We start from the raw sequence: 16,977 nt of genomic DNA on the forward strand, positions 1-16,977 counted from the left end.
GGCGTGGTCATGTCGGGTCCTTGGAGGCGGGGCAAAGCGGGCGCGACGTTGCGTGTCCGAATGCTAGCGTGTTTGCGCGCCGGCTGCGCGGCACGGCATGCGCAGCGCCCGATCGGGCGTGAGCGGTGACGTCGAGGCAACGGGAGCCATGCGGGCGGCACGCCGGGCATAATCGGTGCTTTCGATCATTGAGAACGGCGAATCCGGATGAATACGCTTCAACACGCGGTGATCGGTCTGGCGGCGAGCGCGATGTTTTTCACGGTTGCGTCCGACGCGCGCGCGGACGATGCGCAGCGCACCGCTATCTGCAAGACCGCCGAGGAAACGGGCTACACGGCCGACATCCGCAATTGCCTGCGGCTGAAATACGACGAGGCCGACCGACGGTTGAATGCCGTCTACAAGACGAAGATGGCGAGCCTGGATGCACAGGGCAAGGCGCGGTTGCGCGACGACGAGCGCCGCTGGCTCAAGACGCGGGATGCCGCCTGTGCCGAATCGCGGCAGCCCGATGCAGGCGGTACGCTCGGGCTCGTGGAGGTTGACAGTTGCTTCGTCGGCGAAACCGAACGCCGCGTCAAGGTCATCGAGGCCTTTCGTTGAGGTGTCGCGCAGGCCCCCGCGTTATGCCACCCGCAGCGTCGTGCCGCACAGCGTGAGGCCGAGGCGCGACGCCACGCGCTGTGACGCGCGGTTGTCGCTGTCGGTGCTGTAGAACAGCGTGCGGGTTCGAAGCGACGGCAGCCGCGACCACGCGGCGGTCACGGCTGCCGCGAGGCCGCGCCCCCGGAATGCAGGGGCCGTCGCGAGACCGAGTTCGGCACCGACTTCGGACAGCCGCGCGGCGAATGCGACCGATGCGACTTCTCCGTCGACGACGGCCGCGCACCACGGCGCCCACAGATCGGCGGCGCCTTGAAACCCCATCGAGAACAGGCCTTCGGGCATCCCGCGCGTCGACAGTGCGTGCAGCAGATGCCGGCCCGCGTCGCTGTCGCCGTCGATCAGCCCGACGTGTGCGTCGGTGTCGAAACCGAGTGCGTGCGGCAGCGCGTAGACGAGGCCGATGTTCCAGTGCGGAACGGGGGCGAGCAGCGCCAGATAGCGTTCGAGATGCGCGGGCTGGGTTAAGTCCGCCGATGGCGTTTCGCTGTCGGCCAGCCGCGCCAGTTCTTCTGCGACAGGAAAGGGCACGTCGGCGCGTACGCCCGCGAGGTTGCGTTCCGCGCATCTGCCGAGCCAGAAGCGGGGCCCGGGCGAGCAGTCGGGATCGTTCTCGCGTTCGATCCGGCGATCCGGATGCAGCTGGAACAGCGTCCGGTAGTCGATATCCAGCCAGTCGTGTGTGTCAGGCATAGGTCGGGCAGGTGGCTCCCGTCAGGTGGCGGCGAGTTGCGCGAAGCAGGCCGGGGCGGGCCCGCGCGTCCGTTCATGCGTATGCGGCACTGTGGGGCGATTGTAAGCCGGTCGGCAATCGCGCGCGGATGCAACGACGCGGCATCGGTGCGGGCCGTGCCGGCGCGGCATGACGGCATGACGACATCGCGGCATGCCCGGCCGAGGGTCGCCGATCCGGCACGCGTTTCAGTTTCGAAACGTTCGCGCTGCTTGCCGGTGCGCGATTCGCCGCGATGGCCCCGCTGTGGCCCGCGCGGCCTTGCGGCGTGAAGCATGGTGCGCTCCTTGCATATCTGTACGGGCCGTGAGCGCGGTCGCGGACGCAGTCGGTCCGGCGATCGCTTCAGTGGGTCGGACGTATCGGAGACGGGGACAAGAGAATGAAAACAGACCGAATCGCAACATGTCGTGTTGCAAACATGAATCGCCGACCTGCCTGGGTACTCGCTTCGCCGTTGATCGAGGCGACCTGAGCGCGCGGCTTTCCGTTCCATCCGAGCAATCGGGTTTGTTCTGAACGACGACGTGCAGGTGTGACGCACGAGGCCGACTGGTGCCGGTCGGCCGTCGGGGACGAACTTCGACCAGCCGTGGATGGCCCGGCCCGGAACCCGGATCGTCATGCTGGCGCGCGCAACGCGAGTCGTCGCGCGGCGCGGGCGTTCGCGCGCCGTGTATCGCGTCGGCGCGACGGGCCCGAACCGGATCGCACCGGAAAGCCGGCCGCGCATCGATGTGTCCGGCACCGCGGAATACATGCAGTCCAGGGGAAGCGTTCGCCGGCCGCGGCATGGCGGGCGCCGCGAAATTGTGCTGTCAGTTGATCCACTACCCCGATGGATCAATTGTTGAAGCGCCCATCGCCGAGTGGCTGATGGGCGTCTTTTTTTGTGCGCCGGTTTGCGACACGGGCCATCGGCCCGATCGCGCGGCGTTCTGTATCATGTGCTGGCGTGCCTGGCTGCCCGTGCGGGCGCACGGCTTGCCGGCGCACCCGATCACGCGTTGCCAACATGAACGACACAGCCCTGCACGACCCCTCGACCGCCGGCATCGATCCGGCCGCACTCGATGCGCTGCAGACGTTCGTCGAACGTCATCCGCGCCTGCTGGTACTGACCGGCGCGGGCATCAGCACCGACTCCGGCATTCCCGGCTATCGCGACCGCAACGGCCAGTGGATGCGCTCGCCGCCGATTCAGCTCCATGAATTCCTCGGCTCCGATGCCGCGCGGCGGCGTTACTGGGCGCGCAGCATGATCGGCTGGCCCATCGTCGGCCGCGCGCAGCCGAACGGATCGCACGTCGCGCTCGCGCGGCTCGGCGGCGCGGGGCGGATCGAGCGTCTCGTCACGCAGAACGTCGACGGCCTGCACCAGCGCGCGGGCAGCGGCGACGTGATCGAGCTGCACGGCGGCATCGACGGCGTCACGTGTCTCGACTGCGGCGCGCATCATGCGCGCGCGACGATCCAGGTCATGCTCGAGGCCGACAATCCCGAGCTGCTGGGCGCGCAGGCCGAGCCTGCCGCAGACGGCGACGCGCATCTCGAATGGGCGGCGCTCGACACGTTCCGCATCCCGGCGTGCCCCGCGTGCGGCGGGCTGCTGAAGCCGGCGGTCGTGTTCTTCGGCGAAAACGTGCCGCGCGAGCGCGTGGCGCTCGCGTCGCAGGCACTCGATGCGGCCGATGCGCTGCTCGTCGTCGGCTCGTCGCTGATGGTGTATTCCGGCTACCGTTTCTGCGTGTGGGCGCAGGCGCAGCACAAGCCGGTCGCCGCGCTCAATCTCGGCCATACGCGCGCCGATCCGATCCTGACGCTGAAGGTCGAGGCGCGCTGCGCACCCGCGCTCGACGCGCTCACCGCGCGGCTGGGCCTCGCGGGCCACGCACCGGAGCACGCATCGTGACCGATCCGACCGCTTCGCCCGATCCGTCCGCGCGGCTGTCGGCGCCGGCAGCCGAACGCAATCGCGGGCCGATCCTCGACGTCTTGCGCCGCGTGTTGCCGGCGAGCGGCCGCGTGCTCGAAATCGCGAGCGGCACGGGCCAGCACGTCGTCCACTTCGCACAGGCGCTGCCGGGCCTGCACTGGCAGCCGAGCGATCCCGATGCACAGGCGCGCCGCTCGATCGCCGCGTGGGTTGCCCATGCGGGCCTCGCGAACGTTGCCGGGCCGCTGGCGTTCGACGTGCGCGACGCGTCGTGGCCGGTCGACGCGCTCGACGCGATCGTCTGCATCAACATGATCCACATCTCGCCCTGGGCCTGCACCGACGCGCTGTTCGCGGGCGCGTCGCGCCTGCTGCGGCCGGGCGGCGTGCTGTTCCTGTACGGGCCGTATCGCCGCGAGGGCCGGCACACGGCGCCGTCGAACGAGGCATTCGACCTGCAACTGCGCAGCCGCGACCCGTCGTGGGGCGTGCGCGATCTCGAAACCGTCGTCGCGCTCGGCCTCGATCGCGGGCTCGACTGCATCGAGGTGGTCGAGATGCCGGCGAACAACCTGAGTGTCGTGTTCCGGCGGCTGCCGCACGCGGAGCAGTGACACGCAAGCGCGCATCGCCGCCGGGTTTCCACTATCCTTTCGCCTGTGCGCGCGACCCGGTTCGGGTCGCGCCCCGTTTTTTCCGGAGAATTGACTAATGGGCAAACAAGCAATCGGTGTGATCGGGCTCGCGGTGATGGGCCGCAATCTCGCACTCAATATCGAGAGCCGCGGTTACGCGGTGTCTGTGTACAACCGCAGCCGCGAGAAAACCGACGAACTGATCGCCGAATTCCCCGGCCGCAACCTGGTGCCGACCTATACGCTCGAGGAATTCGTCGCGTCGCTCGAAACGCCGCGCCGGATCCTGATGATGGTGAAGGCCGGCGAAGCGACCGATGCGACGATCGCATCGCTCAAGCCGCTGCTCGAGAAGGGCGATGTGCTGATCGACGGCGGCAACACGCATTTCACCGACACGATCCGCCGCAACCAGGAACTCGCGCAATCGGGCCTGCACTTCATCGGCACCGGCGTGTCGGGCGGCGAAGAGGGTGCGCTGCGCGGTCCGTCGATCATGCCTGGCGGCCAGCGTGACGCGTACGACCTCGTCGAGCCGATCCTCAAGCAGATCGCCGCGAAGGCGCCGTCGGACGGCGAGCCGTGCGTCGCGTACATGGGCCCGGACGGTGCGGGCCACTACGTGAAGATGGTCCACAACGGCATCGAATACGGCGACATGCAGCTGATCGCCGAAAGCTACTCGGTGCTGAAGGACGTCGCGGGCCTGACCAACGACGAACTCGGCGCGGTGTACACCGAATGGAACCAGGGCGAACTCGACAGCTACCTGATCGAGATCACGTCGAAGATCTTCGGCAAGAAGGACGAAGAGACCGGCAAGCACCTCGTCGACGTGATCCTCGATCGCGCCGCGCAGAAGGGCACCGGCAAGTGGACGAGCCAGAACGCGCTGGATCTCGGCGTGCCGCTGCCGCTCATCACCGAGTCGGTGTTCGCGCGCGTGCTGTCGTCGCTGAAGACGGAGCGTGTCGCGGCCAGCAAGATCCTGTCGGGCCCGGCCGCCGCGCCGTTCGACGGCGATCGCGCCGCGTTCGTCGAAGCGGTGCGCCGCGCGCTTTACCTGAGCAAGGTGATCTCGTACGCGCAGGGCTTCGCGCAACTGCGCACGGCATCCGAAGAATACGGCTGGAACCTCGATCTCGGGACGATCGCGAAGATCTTCCGCGCCGGCTGCATCATCCGCGCGCGCTTCCTGCAGAAGATCACGGACGCTTACGCGAAGGATCCGGCGCTCGCGAACCTGCTGCTCGATCCGTACTTCAAGGACATCGCCGCGAATTACCAGGCGTCGCTGCGCGACGTCGTGGTGGCCGCGGTGAAGGCAGGCGTGCCGGTACCGGCGTTCGCGTCGGCCGTCGCGTACTTCGACAGCTATCGTTCGGAGCGGCTGCCGGCGAACCTCGTGCAGGCGCAGCGAGACTTCTTCGGCGCGCACACGTTCGAGCGCACCGACAAGCCGGGCAGCTTCCACGCGAACTGGTCCTGACCGGCCGGCGGGGGCGGCATTGTTGCGAAAATCTATTCTTTGAATAGGGTTTTTCTATCCCGGATGCCGGCATTGTTGGCTCCGGGGAAACAGTGTTTTCGTTCTTTCATGGTTTTCCCTAGGTGTTCCCGGGACTAAACTCTGTGCCATCGCTGCAGACATGGTGTGTGCGGCGGAGCAAAAAAATCCCGGAGGTAATCATGAAATCGCTGATCGCAACGTTCGCCGCAGCTGCCGTTCTCGCCGTTCCCGCCGTCTCGTTCGCCCAACAGAATGCGCCCGTCACCCGTGCACAGGTAAAGGCCGATCTGGTCGCCGTCCAGCAGGCCGGCTACAAGCTGGGCAGCGACCGTACGAACTACCCGGAAAGCATTCAGGCCGCTGAAGCCCGCCTGAACCCGCAACAGAACGTTGCGGCTGCCGACACGACCGGCTATGGCGCACAACCGGCTGCCGCGCAAGAATCCGGCGCACCGGCCAAGGCCAAGACCGGCTGGCAAGTCAAGCGCATCGCTGACGACGCGCCGATCTACAAGGGTCGTTAATACGGGTTCGGTCGGTGCGGCCGCGTTGGCGGCCCGATCGGTCCCCTGAAGTACGAACAGCCCGTCGTTCCGGATAGCGGAACGACGGGCTGTTTTCATTGGTGGCGCGCGTATCGCGCCGACCGTCGGTTCAGTGCAGCGGGCGCCTGCCGCGCCCGATATCCCGGAACAGCGCTTCCGCCGGTTCCAGCACCTGCAGCCACGTTTCGTCGTAGCCGCTCAGCGTGTCGAGCGCGTCGCGCAGCCGCTCGATCGCGAGGACCGGCAGCTCGACGCTGTGGCGCGTGGCGCCGGTCATGTGCGCGACGCTCGCCAGCTGGACGAGCGCATCGGCCGCCTCGGCGACGTCGGTCGCGAACAGCAGGTGCCGGTTGAGCAATTCGACCAGGCCGCTGGAGCCGGAGAAATCGTCGGCGTTGAGCTGCACGGAAAGAAACGTCGCGTTGTTCATTGTCATGCTCCTCGTTGTCGTTGGATCGCGCAGTGCATCACCGAGTATAGGTGGCGATCGAAGGGGAGAATGTGACGGGATCAATACGGCAGGCGCGGGTGGCGAGGCGTGCGGAAGATCCGCGGCAGGCCCGCCCGGCGGGGCTCGCAGGCGGCCGGCTCGCTGCTGCGGCACCGCAAGATTGTTGCCGGATCAGGCATCGGTCGCGGCCTTGACCGCCACAAATGGTATCTTTGCCGATCGGAACGGCGCGAAAAAGGGGCCGGTGAGCCCATCGCGCCGATGTTCCGCTGTGGAAACTGACGGCCGCTAGAGCGGTCGGATACTGATTGGTCCGGCCCTTCGGCCGGACATCGTGCGTCGCGCGCCGGGGGGCGGTGGGCGGCGCAACGACGCAAATCCGGGAGGACCCTTGAGAGAAACTATTCCCATCCACGATGCGCCGACGCGCTGGCTGCCGCAGGCGGCACTCGTTGCCGCGGCCATCGCGCTGACGGGTTGCACGATGACGCCGTGGACCGACAGCTGGCAGCCGGCGCGCCAGTCGGCACCCACGTCGGCCGCGACGCCGGGCGTGATCGCCGGCTATTACCGCGTGAATCCGGGCGATACGCTCGCGGGCGTCGCGAACGCGTACGGGCAGCGCGTGCAGGACGTGGCCAGCTGGAACCACATGGCGCCGACCGATGCCGTGTATCCCGGGCAGGTGCTGCGCGTCGCGCCGCCGCCTGCGGCGACGTCGCTCGGGCAGCCGCCCTCGGCGGCCGCGCAGCCGGGCTCGCTCGCCTGGCCGGCCACCGGTGTCGTGGCGACGCCGTTCACGGCCGGCAGGACGCGCGGCATCGTGATCGCCGCGTCCGGCCCCGACCATTCGGTGCGGGCCGCGGCGGCCGGACGCGTGGTTTATGCGGGGTCCGGCGTCAAGGCCTACGGCCCGCTCGTGATCCTGAAGCATGAGAACGGGCTCATCACGGCCTACGGGCACAACGGCAAACTGCTGGTCAACGAAGGCGACGCGGTGCGCCAGGGCCAGCCGGTCGCCGAAATGGGCACCGACGCGAGCGGCCGTTCGACGTTCGAGTTCGAAGTGCGCCAGAACGGCAAGGTCGTCGATCCGATCAACTTCCTGCCGCGCAACGGCGGCTGACGGCCCGCCTCGCCCCGTGTGCGCCGGGCGGCGCACACGTTCAGGCGTTTCCCGCCTTCATCCTTTCCCGAGCGTCACCGCGCCCGACTGTCTCGCGTGATTGCCGAGCCAGCGAATGCCCAGTGCGAGCGCCGCCGCGCCGATTGCAATCAGCGAACACTGGATCGCGACCGGCAGGTAGCCATGCGGCCGCGGATCGACGAACGGGTAGGGATACCAGTTCTCCAGCGCGCCGCGCACGAGCGTATAGCCGAGATAGACGACCGGAAAGGCGAGCCACGCGAACGCGCTGCGCCGCGGGATCGGCAGGCGCGGCTCCACGTACAGCCAGTCGCACAGCACGACGAGCGGCACGATCCGGTGCAGTACCCAGTTGTTGAACGCCGGCGTGACGTGGCGCAGCGCATCGAGCCGCGCGAGCAGGAGCTCGTAGACGATCGCGGTGATCAGGACGTACAGCACCGCGGCGCCGCGCATCGATTCGTAGCGAGCCGAGCCGGGGCGGGCGATGCGCCAGAGCCCGGCGGCGAGCATCGCGGCCGCGTAGAGGCTGCTCAGTTGCGTGAAGTAGCTGAGAAAGTTGCCGAGCTCGAATGCAGGCATGCCCCAGTAGCCGGCGATGCTGTGCAACGTCGTCGACACCGCGAGCAACGCGGCGGTCAGCCGATAGGCCGCAACGAAGAACGCCTTGCTCATGATGCGCGCGCAACGTCGACACCAAAGCTTCATCGTGCCACAGCCGTTTACGGACGCGATGCGGATTTTCCATATGACGGCCCGCGCGGCGCGTGCGTTGACGATTCGTCCGATATTTGACCTCGCCGCACAAAACCGGACGCGCGTGCGGCTACAATCGTGGCAGCTTTGCCGGGCTGCCGAGCCGATTGCGGCATGCGCCCATCCCCGCATACAACACGAGACGAAGCATGAGAAACATCCTCGCGAAACAGACGCGCTACAGCTCGCCCGCGATCTTCTTCCACTGGGCCGTGTTCGCGCTGGTGGCGCTGGCCTACCTGGCCATCGAGATCCGCGGGCCGAAAGGCAGCGACAGCCGGGTGTTCTGGATGAACGTGCACCTTACCGCGGGCACGCTCGTGCTCGTGCTGTCGGTGCTGCGCGTGCTGTGGCGAGTCGTCAGCCGCGTGCCCGAGGCCATTCCGCAAACGGCGCTGCTGCGCTGGCTCTCGAAGCTCGCGCATCTCGCGCTCTACGTATTCATCATCGCGCAGCCGCTGCTCGGCATCATGATGATCAACCTGGGCGGAAAGCCGGTGTCGCTCGACTGGCTCGGCGTGTCGTTCACGCTGTTCGGCCCCGACAAGGCGCTGCGGCCGACGATCAAGGAAGCGCACGAGCTGATCGGCAACGCGTTCTATTTCGTGATCGGATTGCACGCGCTGGCCGCGCTCTACCATCATTTCATCCGGCGCGACGACGTACTGCGGCGCATGGCGCCCTGAACGGCACGTTCGTTCCGGAAGCATGCAGCAGGCGGGGGCGCATGGTTGTGTTGACAACCATGCGCCCCCGGTCCGTTTACCGCCATCTGCGCTGGTCAGCGCGTTAAACATTCTGTAACATCTCGGCTGTTTTTACATTCCGCTTACTCTGCGCCGCGCATGCTGCACCGACATCGTCACCTGACCGCCTGGCTTGGCGTGCTCGCGATCTGGTTCGCGATCGCGGCGCCGCTGGTGTCGCAGTGGCGCGTCGCGCAGGCGGCCACGCCCGACGCAATTGTCTGTAGTGCAGAGCATGGCGCGCATCGTTCACCCGATGCAGGCCGCATGCACGATCACGCGCTGCATCTCGATGCGTGCGGCTACTGCGGTTTCTTCGCGCACAGTCCCGCGATCGGCGGGCCTGCCGCCGCGGCACTCGCTTCCGTTCCCGTCGTTTCCGTCTCCGCCGTCGCGCCGCCCGCCGTCGCGGCGCGCACCGACCGCTATCCGCGCGCGTACCCGCGCGCACCGCCCGAGCGCGCCTGACGCGCTGTTTTCCGTTCTTTTCACCGCCGATATCCGTGCGGCCCGTCGAGGCCGTGCGGAGGGCGTCACTCGGGCTTTCGATCATGACCATTTTCCAGTTGCGTGCGCCGCGGGCGTCGCGCAATGCCTGTGCGCGGCGCATGCCGCGCGTGCTGAAACTCACCGTTCCCGCGCTCGCAGCCGGCGCACTGGCCGCGAGCGCCGCGGCAGCCGAAACGGCGCGCGCGGCCGGCGCGCCGGCCGACGATACGGCCGCGCCGCTGCCGGCCATCGAAGTCGTCGCATCGCCGCTGACGACGCCGCTCGTCGTCGTCACGGATCCGAAGACCCCGCGCCAGCCGCTGCCCGCCAGCGACGGCGCGGATTACCTGAAGACGATCCCCGGCTTCACGTCGATCCGCAGCGGCGGCACCAACGGCGACCTCGTGCTGCGCGGGATGTTCGGCTCGCGGCTGAACATCCTGGCGAACGGGATGTCGACGCTCGGCGCATGCCCGGGCCGGATGGATGCGCCGACGTCGTATATCGCACCGGAAAGCTATGACAAGGTCACCGTCCTGAAGGGGCCGCAGACCGTGCTGTACGGCCCCGGCGCATCGGCCGGCACCGTGCTGTTCGAGCGCGTGACACCGCGATTCGACAAGCCCGGCATGCGCTTCGAGGGCAGCCTGGTCGGCGGGTCGTTCGGCCGCAACGACCAGAATGTCGACGTGACGGCCGGCACGCCGGATGTCTATGGCCGCGTGACCGCGAACCACGCGCATTCGCAGGACTACAAGGACGGCAACGGCGACACCGTGCCGTCGCAGTGGGACAAATGGAACGCCGATGCGGCGCTCGGCTGGACGCCGGACGACCACACGCGCGTCGAGCTGACCGCCGGCACCGGCGACGGTTATGCGCGCTACGCGGGGCGCGGAATGGACGGCGCGCATTTCCGCCGCGAGACGTTCGGCCTGTCGTTCGACAAGAAGCATATCGGCGACGTGCTCGACCGGATCGAGGCGCGCGTGTACTACAACGAAGCCGATCACGTGATGGACAACTACACGTTGCGGCAACCCGACCCGACCAGCAGCATGCCGATGCGGATGGCGTCGGAAGTGCGCCGTCGCACGGTCGGCGCGCGCGCAGCCGCGACGTTCCGTTTCGCCGGCGACTTCAAGCTCGTGACGGGCGTGGATGCGCAATCGAACCGGCTCGACTCGCGCTCGGCGATGGGGCGGCAGAACTACGGCGACCAGCCGTGGGATGCGCAGGCGACGATGTGGAACGCGGGCGTGTTCGGCGAGCTGACGTGGTACGCGAGCGAAGTGTCGCGCGTGATCGGCGGCGTGCGCGCCGACTATGCGAGCGCACGCGACAAGCGCCCGACGACGAGCGGCATGATGAAGAGCAAGCCGAATCCGACTTTCGACGACGATCGCACGCGCGTGCTGCCGAGCGGCTTCATCCGCTACGAACGCGATCTCGCCTCGCTGCCCGTCACGTGGTACGCGGGGATCGGCCATACGGAGCGTTATCCCGATTACTGGGAGCTGTTCTCCGCGAAGCGCGGGCCGGCCGGTTCGGTCAACGCGTTTTCGGCGGTGCAGCCGGAGAAGACCACGCAGCTCGACATCGGCGCGCAATACAGGAGCGACCGGCTCGATGCATGGGTGTCGGCCTACGCGGGCTACGTGCAGGACTTCATCCTGTTCAACTATTCGGCCGGCATGATGGGCCCGACCACGCAGGCGACCAACGTCAATGCGCAGATCATGGGCGGCGAGGCGGGCGTGTCGTGGCGGCCGGTTGCGCCGCTGCGCGTCGAGACGTCGCTCGCGTATGCGTGGGGGCGCAACGTCGCAAGCGGCGATCCGCTGCCGCAGATGCCGCCGCTCGAGGCACGCATCGGGCTCGAATACACGCGTGGTGCGTGGTCGGCAGGGGGCCTGTGGCGCATCGTTGCGCCGCAGCATCGTTATGCACTGAACGAGGGCAACGTGGTCGGCAAGGACTTCGGCCCGAGTGCCGGATTCGGCGTGCTCTCGCTGCATACGCAGTACAACGTGAGCAAGACCGTGCAGGTATCGGTGGGCGTCGACAACGTGCTGAACAAGGCCTATACCGAGCACCTGAACCTCGCCGGCAACGCGGGCTTCGGCTATCCGGCGAACTCGCCGGTGATGGAGCCGGGCCGGACCGCCTGGGTGCGCGTGAGCGCGAAGCTGTAACGCGTCGCGCGTGTGCGTTGCAGCATGCGCACGCATGAACGCGGCCCCGCCTGAACGGGCGGGGCGCGTCAACCGATTAGAGAACCGTGTCTAGTCAGGGCGCAAACGTTCACGAGTCGTGATTCACTCCCGCATTCGACGCACACGGTGCACGCGACGTTCGCGATGCATCGTGTGTGTCGATCCGGCTTCATTCGCACCGGCAGCACAATAATCAGGAGAACATGCATGGCGAGGACGATGCGTTCCAGGGTGGTGGCAGGGGCAGTGGCATGCGCGATGAGCATCGCGCCGTTCGCGGGGACGACCGCGGTGATGACGCTCGCGACGACGCACGCGGCAATGGCGGCGACCACGCCCGCCGATGGCTACGCGGCGACGCGTTACCCGATCATCCTCGTGCACGGGCTCTCGGGCACCGACAAGTACGCGGGCGTGCTCGAGTATTGGTACGGCATCCAGGAGGACCTGCAGCAGAACGGTGCGACCGTCTACGTCGCGAACCTGTCGGGTTTCCAGAGCGACGACGGCCCGAACGGGCGCGGCGAACAGTTGCTCGCTTACGTGAAGACGGTGCTCGCGGCGACGGGGGCGACCAAGGTCAATCTCGTCGGCCACAGCCAGGGCGGCCTCTCGTCGCGCTATGTTGCTGCCGTCGCGCCCGATCTCGTTGCGTCGGTGACGACGATCGGCACGCCGCATCGCGGCTCCGAATTCGCCGACTTCGTGCAGAACGTGCTGGCGTACGATCCGACCGGGCTTTCGTCATCGGTGATCGCCGCGTTCGTCAATGTGTTCGGAATCCTGACGAGCAGCAGCCACAACACCAACCAGGACGCGCTCGCCGCACTGCAGACGCTGACCACCGCACGGGCCGCCACCTACAACCAGAACTATCCGAGCGCGGGCCTGGGTGCGCCGGGCAGTTGCCAGACCGGCGCGCCGACCGAAACCGTCGGCGGCAACACGCACCTGCTGTATTCGTGGGCCGGCACGGCGATCCAGCCGACGCTCTCCGTGTTCGGCGTCACGGGTGCGACGGACACGAGCACCCTTCCGCTCGTCGATCCGGCGAACGTGCTCGACCTGTCGACGCTCGCGCTGTTCGGCACCGGAACGGTGATGATCAACCGCGGCTCCGGACAGAACGACGGGCTCGTGTCGAAGTGCAGTGCGCTGTACGGCAAGGTGCTGAGCACGAGCTACAAGTGGAACCACCTCGACGAGATCAACCAGCTGCTCGGCGTGCGCGGCGCGTATGCTGAAGATCCGGTCGCGGTGATCCGCACGCATGCGAACCGGCTGAAGCTGGCGGGCGTGTAATCGATGACGGCACGAGGAGGAAGCACGCCGCTGGCGCGCCGCGCCGTGGTTTATGGCGTCGTGGGGCTGGCGGCGATTGCCGGCGTGGCGATGTGGAGCGGCGCGGGCCGGCATGGCGGCACGGGCGCATCCGGCGAGCGGCCGGATGCGCCGGCGGCACGCGGACCGGCTGCCGCACCGCCGCAGGCCGCCGTGCCGGCAAGCACGGGCCTGCCGCCGTCGCTCGCCGGCTCCAGCGCGCCCCGCTTGCCGCTCGATGCGGGCGGCCATCTCGCGAAGGCGCGCGCGGTGCGGGATTTCTTCGACTACTGCCTGACCGCGCAGAGCGACCTGAGTGCGGCCGGGCTCGATGCGTTCGTCGTGCGCGAGATTGCCGCACAGCTCGACGGTACCGTTGCGCAGGCCGAGGCGCTCGACGTGTGGCACCGGTATCGCGCGTATCTCGACGCACTCGCGAAATTGCGCGATGCCGGCGCGGTCGACAAGTCGGACCTGGGGGCATTGCAGCTCGCGCTCGACCAGCGCGCGTCGATCGCGTACCGCACGCTCGGCGACTGGAGCCAGCCGTTCTTCGGTGCGGAGCAATGGCGGCAGCGCTACGACCTCGCGCGGCTGAAGATCGCGCGAGACCCCGCGCTGACGGATGCGCAGAAGGCCGAACGACTCGCGGCGCTCGAACAGCAGATGCCGGCCGACGAACGCGCGGCGCAGCAGCGCGTCGACCAGCAGCGGGCGGCGATCGACCAGATCGCGCAATTGCAGAAGAGCGGGGCGACGCCCGACGCGATGCGCGCAAAACTGACGCAGACGCTGGGCCCCGAAGCGGCCGCGCGTGTCGCGCAGATGCAGCAGGACGACGCATCGTGGCAGAGCCGCTACGCGGACTATGCGGCGCAGCGTGCGCAGATCGAGTCGGCCGGCCTGTCGCCGCAGGATCGCGACGCGCAGATCGCCGCGCTGCGGCAGCGCGTGTTCACGAAGCCCGGCGAAGCCGTGCGCGCGGCGTCGCTCGATCGCGGGGCGGGCAGCGCGCGGTAACACCGGCGGCGCGGGCGGCCCGGCGCATGAGGGCCGCTATGCCGCGCGCGTGAGATCGCGAGGCAGGTGTTGCTCGATGGTATTCGCGAGCGTGTCGAATGCCGGCCGGATGCCTTCGTGCGCGACGCACGCATAACCGAGCAACAGGCCGCGCCGCGCGGTGTCGACGCTGCTGTAGTAGCTGGTGAGCGGGCGCACGATCACGCCCGCATCGAACGCGCTCTGCGTGACCGCGCGGTCGTCGCAGGCGTCGGGCAGGCCGAGCACGAGATGCAGGCCGGCCTCGTCGCCCATCACGGGCAGCGCGTCGCCGAAGCGCGACCGGATCGCGTCGATCATCAGCTGCCGGCGCTCGCCGTACAGCGTGCGCATCCGTCTGACGTGCGAAGTCAGGTGGCCGTCCATGATGAATTCGGCGAGCACGGCCTGCTGCATCAGCTGGCCCTCGCGATACAGCTCCGACAACCCGGTGCGGAACGTGTCGACCAGATGCTCGGGCACGACCATGTAGCCCATCCGCAGCCCCGGGAACAGCATCTTGCCGAGGCTGCCGACGTAGATCACGCGGCCGCCGTCGTCGAGCCCCTGCAGCGACGCGAGCGGGCGGCTGCCGTAGCGGAACTCGCTGTCGTAGTCGTCCTCGATGATCCAGCAGCGGTGCTGTCGCGCGTATTCGAGCAGCATCCGACGCCGTGCGAGGCTCATCACCATCCCGAGCGGGTACTGGTGCGACGGCGTGACGAGCACGAGCCGGGGTGGATGCTGCATGTCGCTGGCGCGCGGGTCGAGCCCTTCCTGGTCGACCGGCACCGGCGTCAGCGTGAGGCCCGCCGCCTGCAATACGCTTCGCACACCCCAGTAGCACGGTTCCTCGACCCACGCGCGATCGCCGATGTCGGACAGCAGCCGCACTGCGAGATCGATCGACTGATGGATGCCCGTCGTGATGATCACCTGGTCCGGCGAGCACTTGACCGAGCGCGCGACGCGCAGGTAATCGGCGAGCGCGCGCCGCAACGGCCGGTAGCCGCCGCCCGGCGCATAGGTCAGCAGCTCGGGGTTCGCTTCCTTCCACAGCCGCGCCTGCAGGCGGCTCCACGTCCGGCTCGGGAACTCCGACACGTCCGGCACGCCCGGCATGAACGCACCCCATTGGCGTCGCGATACCCCCGCATGCTCGATCAGTTGCCGGCCGCGCATCGACAGGCCGCCCTGCGCGTCCGGCTGCGGCGCCGCATCGGCGCTCGACGGCGGCGGCGCGGCGCCCGGCGCGTGGATCGCGGCGGCATCCGGCCGCGTGTCGGCCACATAGGTGCCGCTGCCGGTGGTCGTCAGCACGTAGCCTTCGGCGGTCAGCTGGTCGTACACGTGCAGCACGGTATTGCGCGCGATCGACAGGTCGGCCGCGAGCGTGCGGGAACTCGGCAGCTTCGTTCCTGGCCCCAATTCTCCGGTCAGGATGGCCTGCTGCATCCACTGCAGCAACTGCCGGTACATCGGCTCGGGTGAGCTACGGTCGAGACGGGCGGAGAGCCAGTCGGCGAGGATCACGGTATCCAAAGTGGTCCTACTAGTAATATTGAAATGGTTCCCTATTGTAGAACCGTGGGCGCCGTATAGTGGCTCGCATCTCAAAATCAATTGTCGCGAAGCAAGGGGACAGCCACGATGAAGTCCGATGATGTGATCGTCAGCTTTCGCGGCGTGCGGAAGACCTACGACGGCGAAACGCTGGTCGTCAAATCGCTCGACCTCGATATCCACCGCGGGGAATTCCTGACGCTGCTCGGGCCGTCGGGCTCCGGCAAGACGACCTGCCTGATGATGCTGGCCGGCTTCGAATTCCCGACCGGCGGCGAGATCCGCCTCGACGGTGAACTGCTGAACAACGTGCCGCCGCACAAGCGCAACATCGGCATGGTGTTCCAGAACTACGCGCTGTTTCCGCACCTGACGGTCGAGCAGAACGTCGCGTATCCGCTGACCGTGCGCAAGCTGCCGGCCGCCGAGCGTGCGGAACGCGTCGCGCATGCGCTGAAGATGGTGCAGATGGAGCGCTTCGCGAAACGTTACCCGGCGCAACTGTCGGGTGGCCAGCAGCAGCGCATCGCGCTGGCGCGCGCGCTCGTGTTCGAGCCGAAGCTGGTGCTGATGGACGAGCCGCTCGGCGCGCTCGACAAGCAGCTGCGCGAGCACATGCAGTACGAACTGAAGGCGCTGCACGAAAAGCTCGGCGTGACCTTCGTGTACGTGACGCACGACCAGGGCGAGGCGCTGACGATGTCCGATCGCGTCGCCGTGTTCGACAAGGGCATCGTGCAGCAGCTCGACACCGTCGACCGCCTGTACGAGTCGCCGTGCAACGAATTCGTCGCGAACTTCATCGGCGACAGCAACCGGCTGCGCGGCACCATCGCGCGCGTCGACGGCGAATTCTGCGAATTCCGGCTCGACGACGGCACGCAGCTCGTCGGCCGTCGCATCGGCGATGCGGCCGAGGGCGCGCCGGCCGTCGCGTGCATCCGCCCCGAACGCATGAGCCTCGCCCCGCACGGCGCGAACGGGCACGCGAACGGCGCGGCCGCCAACCGGTTGAGCGGCGAGGCGCGCAGCCTCATCTATTTCGGCGATCACGTGCGCATGCGCTGCGCGCTGCCGGGCCAGGACGAGTGCTTCGTGAAGGTGCCGCTCGGCACCGGCGCGCTCGACGCGTTCTCGCCCGGCGCACCGGTCGCGCTCGCGTTCGCACCCGAACACCTGCGCGTGTTCGCTTGAGCAGGGTTTTCCCGATTTTCCGCTGTACGTCG

The 16,977-nt window shown here is 68.0% G+C and carries 16 protein-coding genes; 12 read left to right on the forward strand and 4 right to left on the reverse strand.

The features are described from left to right. Nucleotides 1–207: 207 nt before the first annotated feature. Entirely contained in the window at nucleotides 208–606 is a 399-nt protein-coding gene (locus tag DPV79_RS18370) for a lysozyme inhibitor LprI family protein (RefSeq protein WP_021160874.1), read from the forward strand. A 21-nt stretch (nucleotides 607–627) separates the two neighbouring features. Here the strand turns inward: DPV79_RS18370 and DPV79_RS18375 are convergent, their stop codons facing one another. Then, a complete protein-coding gene (locus DPV79_RS18375; protein WP_113046108.1) occupies nucleotides 628–1,359 on the reverse strand; it encodes a GNAT family N-acetyltransferase in 732 nt (243 codons plus the stop codon). Between the two features lie 1,055 nt (nucleotides 1,360–2,414). Between DPV79_RS18375 and DPV79_RS18385 the strand changes: the two genes are divergently transcribed. The 4 genes from DPV79_RS18385 to DPV79_RS18400 all read left to right on the forward strand — a co-directional run bounded on the left by DPV79_RS18385 (nucleotide 2,415) and on the right by DPV79_RS18400 (nucleotide 6,004). Continuing rightward, the gene (locus DPV79_RS18385) at nucleotides 2,415–3,311 is read left to right on the forward strand and encodes an NAD-dependent protein deacetylase (RefSeq protein WP_113046109.1); all 897 of its coding nucleotides are present in this window, start codon (nucleotides 2,415–2,417) and stop codon (nucleotides 3,309–3,311) included. After that, nucleotides 3,308–3,949, forward strand: a complete 642-nt coding sequence (locus DPV79_RS18390) for a DUF938 domain-containing protein (RefSeq protein ID WP_027791097.1) — start codon at nucleotides 3,308–3,310, stop codon at nucleotides 3,947–3,949. Before DPV79_RS18385 ends, DPV79_RS18390 begins: the two co-directional genes overlap by 4 nt. A gap of 97 nt (nucleotides 3,950–4,046) precedes the next feature. Then, nucleotides 4,047–5,459, forward strand: a complete 1,413-nt coding sequence (gene gndA, locus DPV79_RS18395) for an NADP-dependent phosphogluconate dehydrogenase (protein ID WP_021160879.1) — start codon at nucleotides 4,047–4,049, stop codon at nucleotides 5,457–5,459. Nucleotides 5,460–5,659: 200 nt separating this feature from the next. Next, the gene (locus DPV79_RS18400) at nucleotides 5,660–6,004 is read left to right on the forward strand and encodes a DUF4148 domain-containing protein (protein ID WP_021160880.1); all 345 of its coding nucleotides are present in this window, start codon (nucleotides 5,660–5,662) and stop codon (nucleotides 6,002–6,004) included. Between the two features lie 130 nt (nucleotides 6,005–6,134). Here DPV79_RS18400 and DPV79_RS18405 read toward each other — a convergent pair whose 3' ends face one another. Further along, entirely contained in the window at nucleotides 6,135–6,455 is a 321-nt protein-coding gene (locus DPV79_RS18405) for a hypothetical protein (protein ID WP_021160881.1), read from the reverse strand. A gap of 412 nt (nucleotides 6,456–6,867) precedes the next feature. Here DPV79_RS18405 and DPV79_RS18410 point away from each other — a divergent pair, with 412 nt between their 5' ends. After that, nucleotides 6,868–7,602 (forward strand): peptidoglycan DD-metalloendopeptidase family protein, encoded by a 735-nt coding sequence (locus tag DPV79_RS18410; protein ID WP_059484066.1) that lies wholly within the window; start codon nucleotides 6,868–6,870, stop codon nucleotides 7,600–7,602. 57 nt (nucleotides 7,603–7,659) lie between these two features. On the opposite strand, the gene DPV79_RS18415 is transcribed toward DPV79_RS18410, so the two are convergent. Next, nucleotides 7,660–8,298, reverse strand: coding sequence for a Pr6Pr family membrane protein (locus DPV79_RS18415; protein ID WP_027791100.1), 639 nt, complete (start codon nucleotides 8,296–8,298; stop codon nucleotides 7,660–7,662). A 230-nt stretch (nucleotides 8,299–8,528) separates the two neighbouring features. Here DPV79_RS18415 and DPV79_RS18420 point away from each other — a divergent pair, with 230 nt between their 5' ends. From DPV79_RS18420 to DPV79_RS18445, 5 genes are all read left to right on the forward strand, one after another. After that, nucleotides 8,529–9,065 (forward strand): cytochrome b, encoded by a 537-nt coding sequence (locus DPV79_RS18420; RefSeq protein WP_048022125.1) that lies wholly within the window; start codon nucleotides 8,529–8,531, stop codon nucleotides 9,063–9,065. Between the two features lie 159 nt (nucleotides 9,066–9,224). After that, on the forward strand, nucleotides 9,225–9,593 hold the full coding sequence (locus DPV79_RS18425; protein WP_059684384.1) for a DUF2946 domain-containing protein: 369 nt from the start codon (nucleotides 9,225–9,227) through the stop codon (nucleotides 9,591–9,593). A gap of 83 nt (nucleotides 9,594–9,676) precedes the next feature. Next, entirely contained in the window at nucleotides 9,677–11,809 is a 2,133-nt protein-coding gene (locus tag DPV79_RS18435; protein WP_113046110.1) for a TonB-dependent copper receptor, read from the forward strand. A gap of 228 nt (nucleotides 11,810–12,037) precedes the next feature. Beyond that, nucleotides 12,038–13,132: a triacylglycerol lipase gene (locus DPV79_RS18440; protein WP_059674973.1), complete on the forward strand. Its 1,095-nt coding sequence runs from the start codon at nucleotides 12,038–12,040 to the stop codon at nucleotides 13,130–13,132. A 3-nt stretch (nucleotides 13,133–13,135) separates the two neighbouring features. After that, nucleotides 13,136–14,170, forward strand: a complete 1,035-nt coding sequence (locus tag DPV79_RS18445; protein ID WP_113046111.1) for a lipase secretion chaperone — start codon at nucleotides 13,136–13,138, stop codon at nucleotides 14,168–14,170. 36 nt (nucleotides 14,171–14,206) lie between these two features. On the opposite strand, the gene pdxR is transcribed toward DPV79_RS18445, so the two are convergent. After that, nucleotides 14,207–15,730, reverse strand: coding sequence for a MocR-like pyridoxine biosynthesis transcription factor PdxR (gene pdxR, locus DPV79_RS18450; protein ID WP_113046112.1), 1,524 nt, complete (start codon nucleotides 15,728–15,730; stop codon nucleotides 14,207–14,209). 108 nt (nucleotides 15,731–15,838) lie between these two features. On the opposite strand from pdxR, the gene DPV79_RS18455 reads away from it, so the two are divergent. Beyond that, nucleotides 15,839–16,945: an ABC transporter ATP-binding protein gene (locus DPV79_RS18455; protein WP_027791107.1), complete on the forward strand. Its 1,107-nt coding sequence runs from the start codon at nucleotides 15,839–15,841 to the stop codon at nucleotides 16,943–16,945. The last annotated feature ends 32 nt before the right edge of the window (nucleotides 16,946–16,977 follow it).

The sequence above is a fragment of the Burkholderia reimsis genome (assembly GCF_003294055.1).
GTDB classification, from domain to species: Bacteria; Pseudomonadota; Gammaproteobacteria; order Burkholderiales; family Burkholderiaceae; genus Burkholderia; species Burkholderia cepacia.

What these genes read in the sequence shown, in the direction of transcription:
- DPV79_RS18440 (WP_059674973.1), top strand. Translation starts at nt 12,038, where the DNA reads ATGGCGAGGACGATGCGTTCCAGGGTGGTGGCAGGGGCAGTGGCATGC.
- DPV79_RS18455 (WP_027791107.1), top strand. Translation starts at nt 15,839, where the DNA reads ATGAAGTCCGATGATGTGATCGTCAGCTTTCGCGGCGTGCGGAAGACC.
- DPV79_RS18445 (WP_113046111.1), top strand. Translation starts at nt 13,136, where the DNA reads ATGACGGCACGAGGAGGAAGCACGCCGCTGGCGCGCCGCGCCGTGGTT.
- DPV79_RS18420 (WP_048022125.1), top strand. Translation starts at nt 8,529, where the DNA reads ATGAGAAACATCCTCGCGAAACAGACGCGCTACAGCTCGCCCGCGATC.
- DPV79_RS18415 (WP_027791100.1), bottom strand. Translation starts at nt 8,298, where the DNA reads ATGAGCAAGGCGTTCTTCGTTGCGGCCTATCGGCTGACCGCCGCGTTG.
- DPV79_RS18385 (WP_113046109.1), top strand. Translation starts at nt 2,415, where the DNA reads ATGAACGACACAGCCCTGCACGACCCCTCGACCGCCGGCATCGATCCG.
- DPV79_RS18400 (WP_021160880.1), top strand. Translation starts at nt 5,660, where the DNA reads ATGAAATCGCTGATCGCAACGTTCGCCGCAGCTGCCGTTCTCGCCGTT.
- gndA (WP_021160879.1), top strand. Translation starts at nt 4,047, where the DNA reads ATGGGCAAACAAGCAATCGGTGTGATCGGGCTCGCGGTGATGGGCCGC.
- DPV79_RS18370 (WP_021160874.1), top strand. Translation starts at nt 208, where the DNA reads ATGAATACGCTTCAACACGCGGTGATCGGTCTGGCGGCGAGCGCGATG.
- DPV79_RS18405 (WP_021160881.1), bottom strand. Translation starts at nt 6,455, where the DNA reads ATGAACAACGCGACGTTTCTTTCCGTGCAGCTCAACGCCGACGATTTC.
- DPV79_RS18435 (WP_113046110.1), top strand. Translation starts at nt 9,677, where the DNA reads ATGACCATTTTCCAGTTGCGTGCGCCGCGGGCGTCGCGCAATGCCTGT.
- DPV79_RS18425 (WP_059684384.1), top strand. Translation starts at nt 9,225, where the DNA reads ATGCTGCACCGACATCGTCACCTGACCGCCTGGCTTGGCGTGCTCGCG.
- DPV79_RS18375 (WP_113046108.1), bottom strand. Translation starts at nt 1,359, where the DNA reads ATGCCTGACACACACGACTGGCTGGATATCGACTACCGGACGCTGTTC.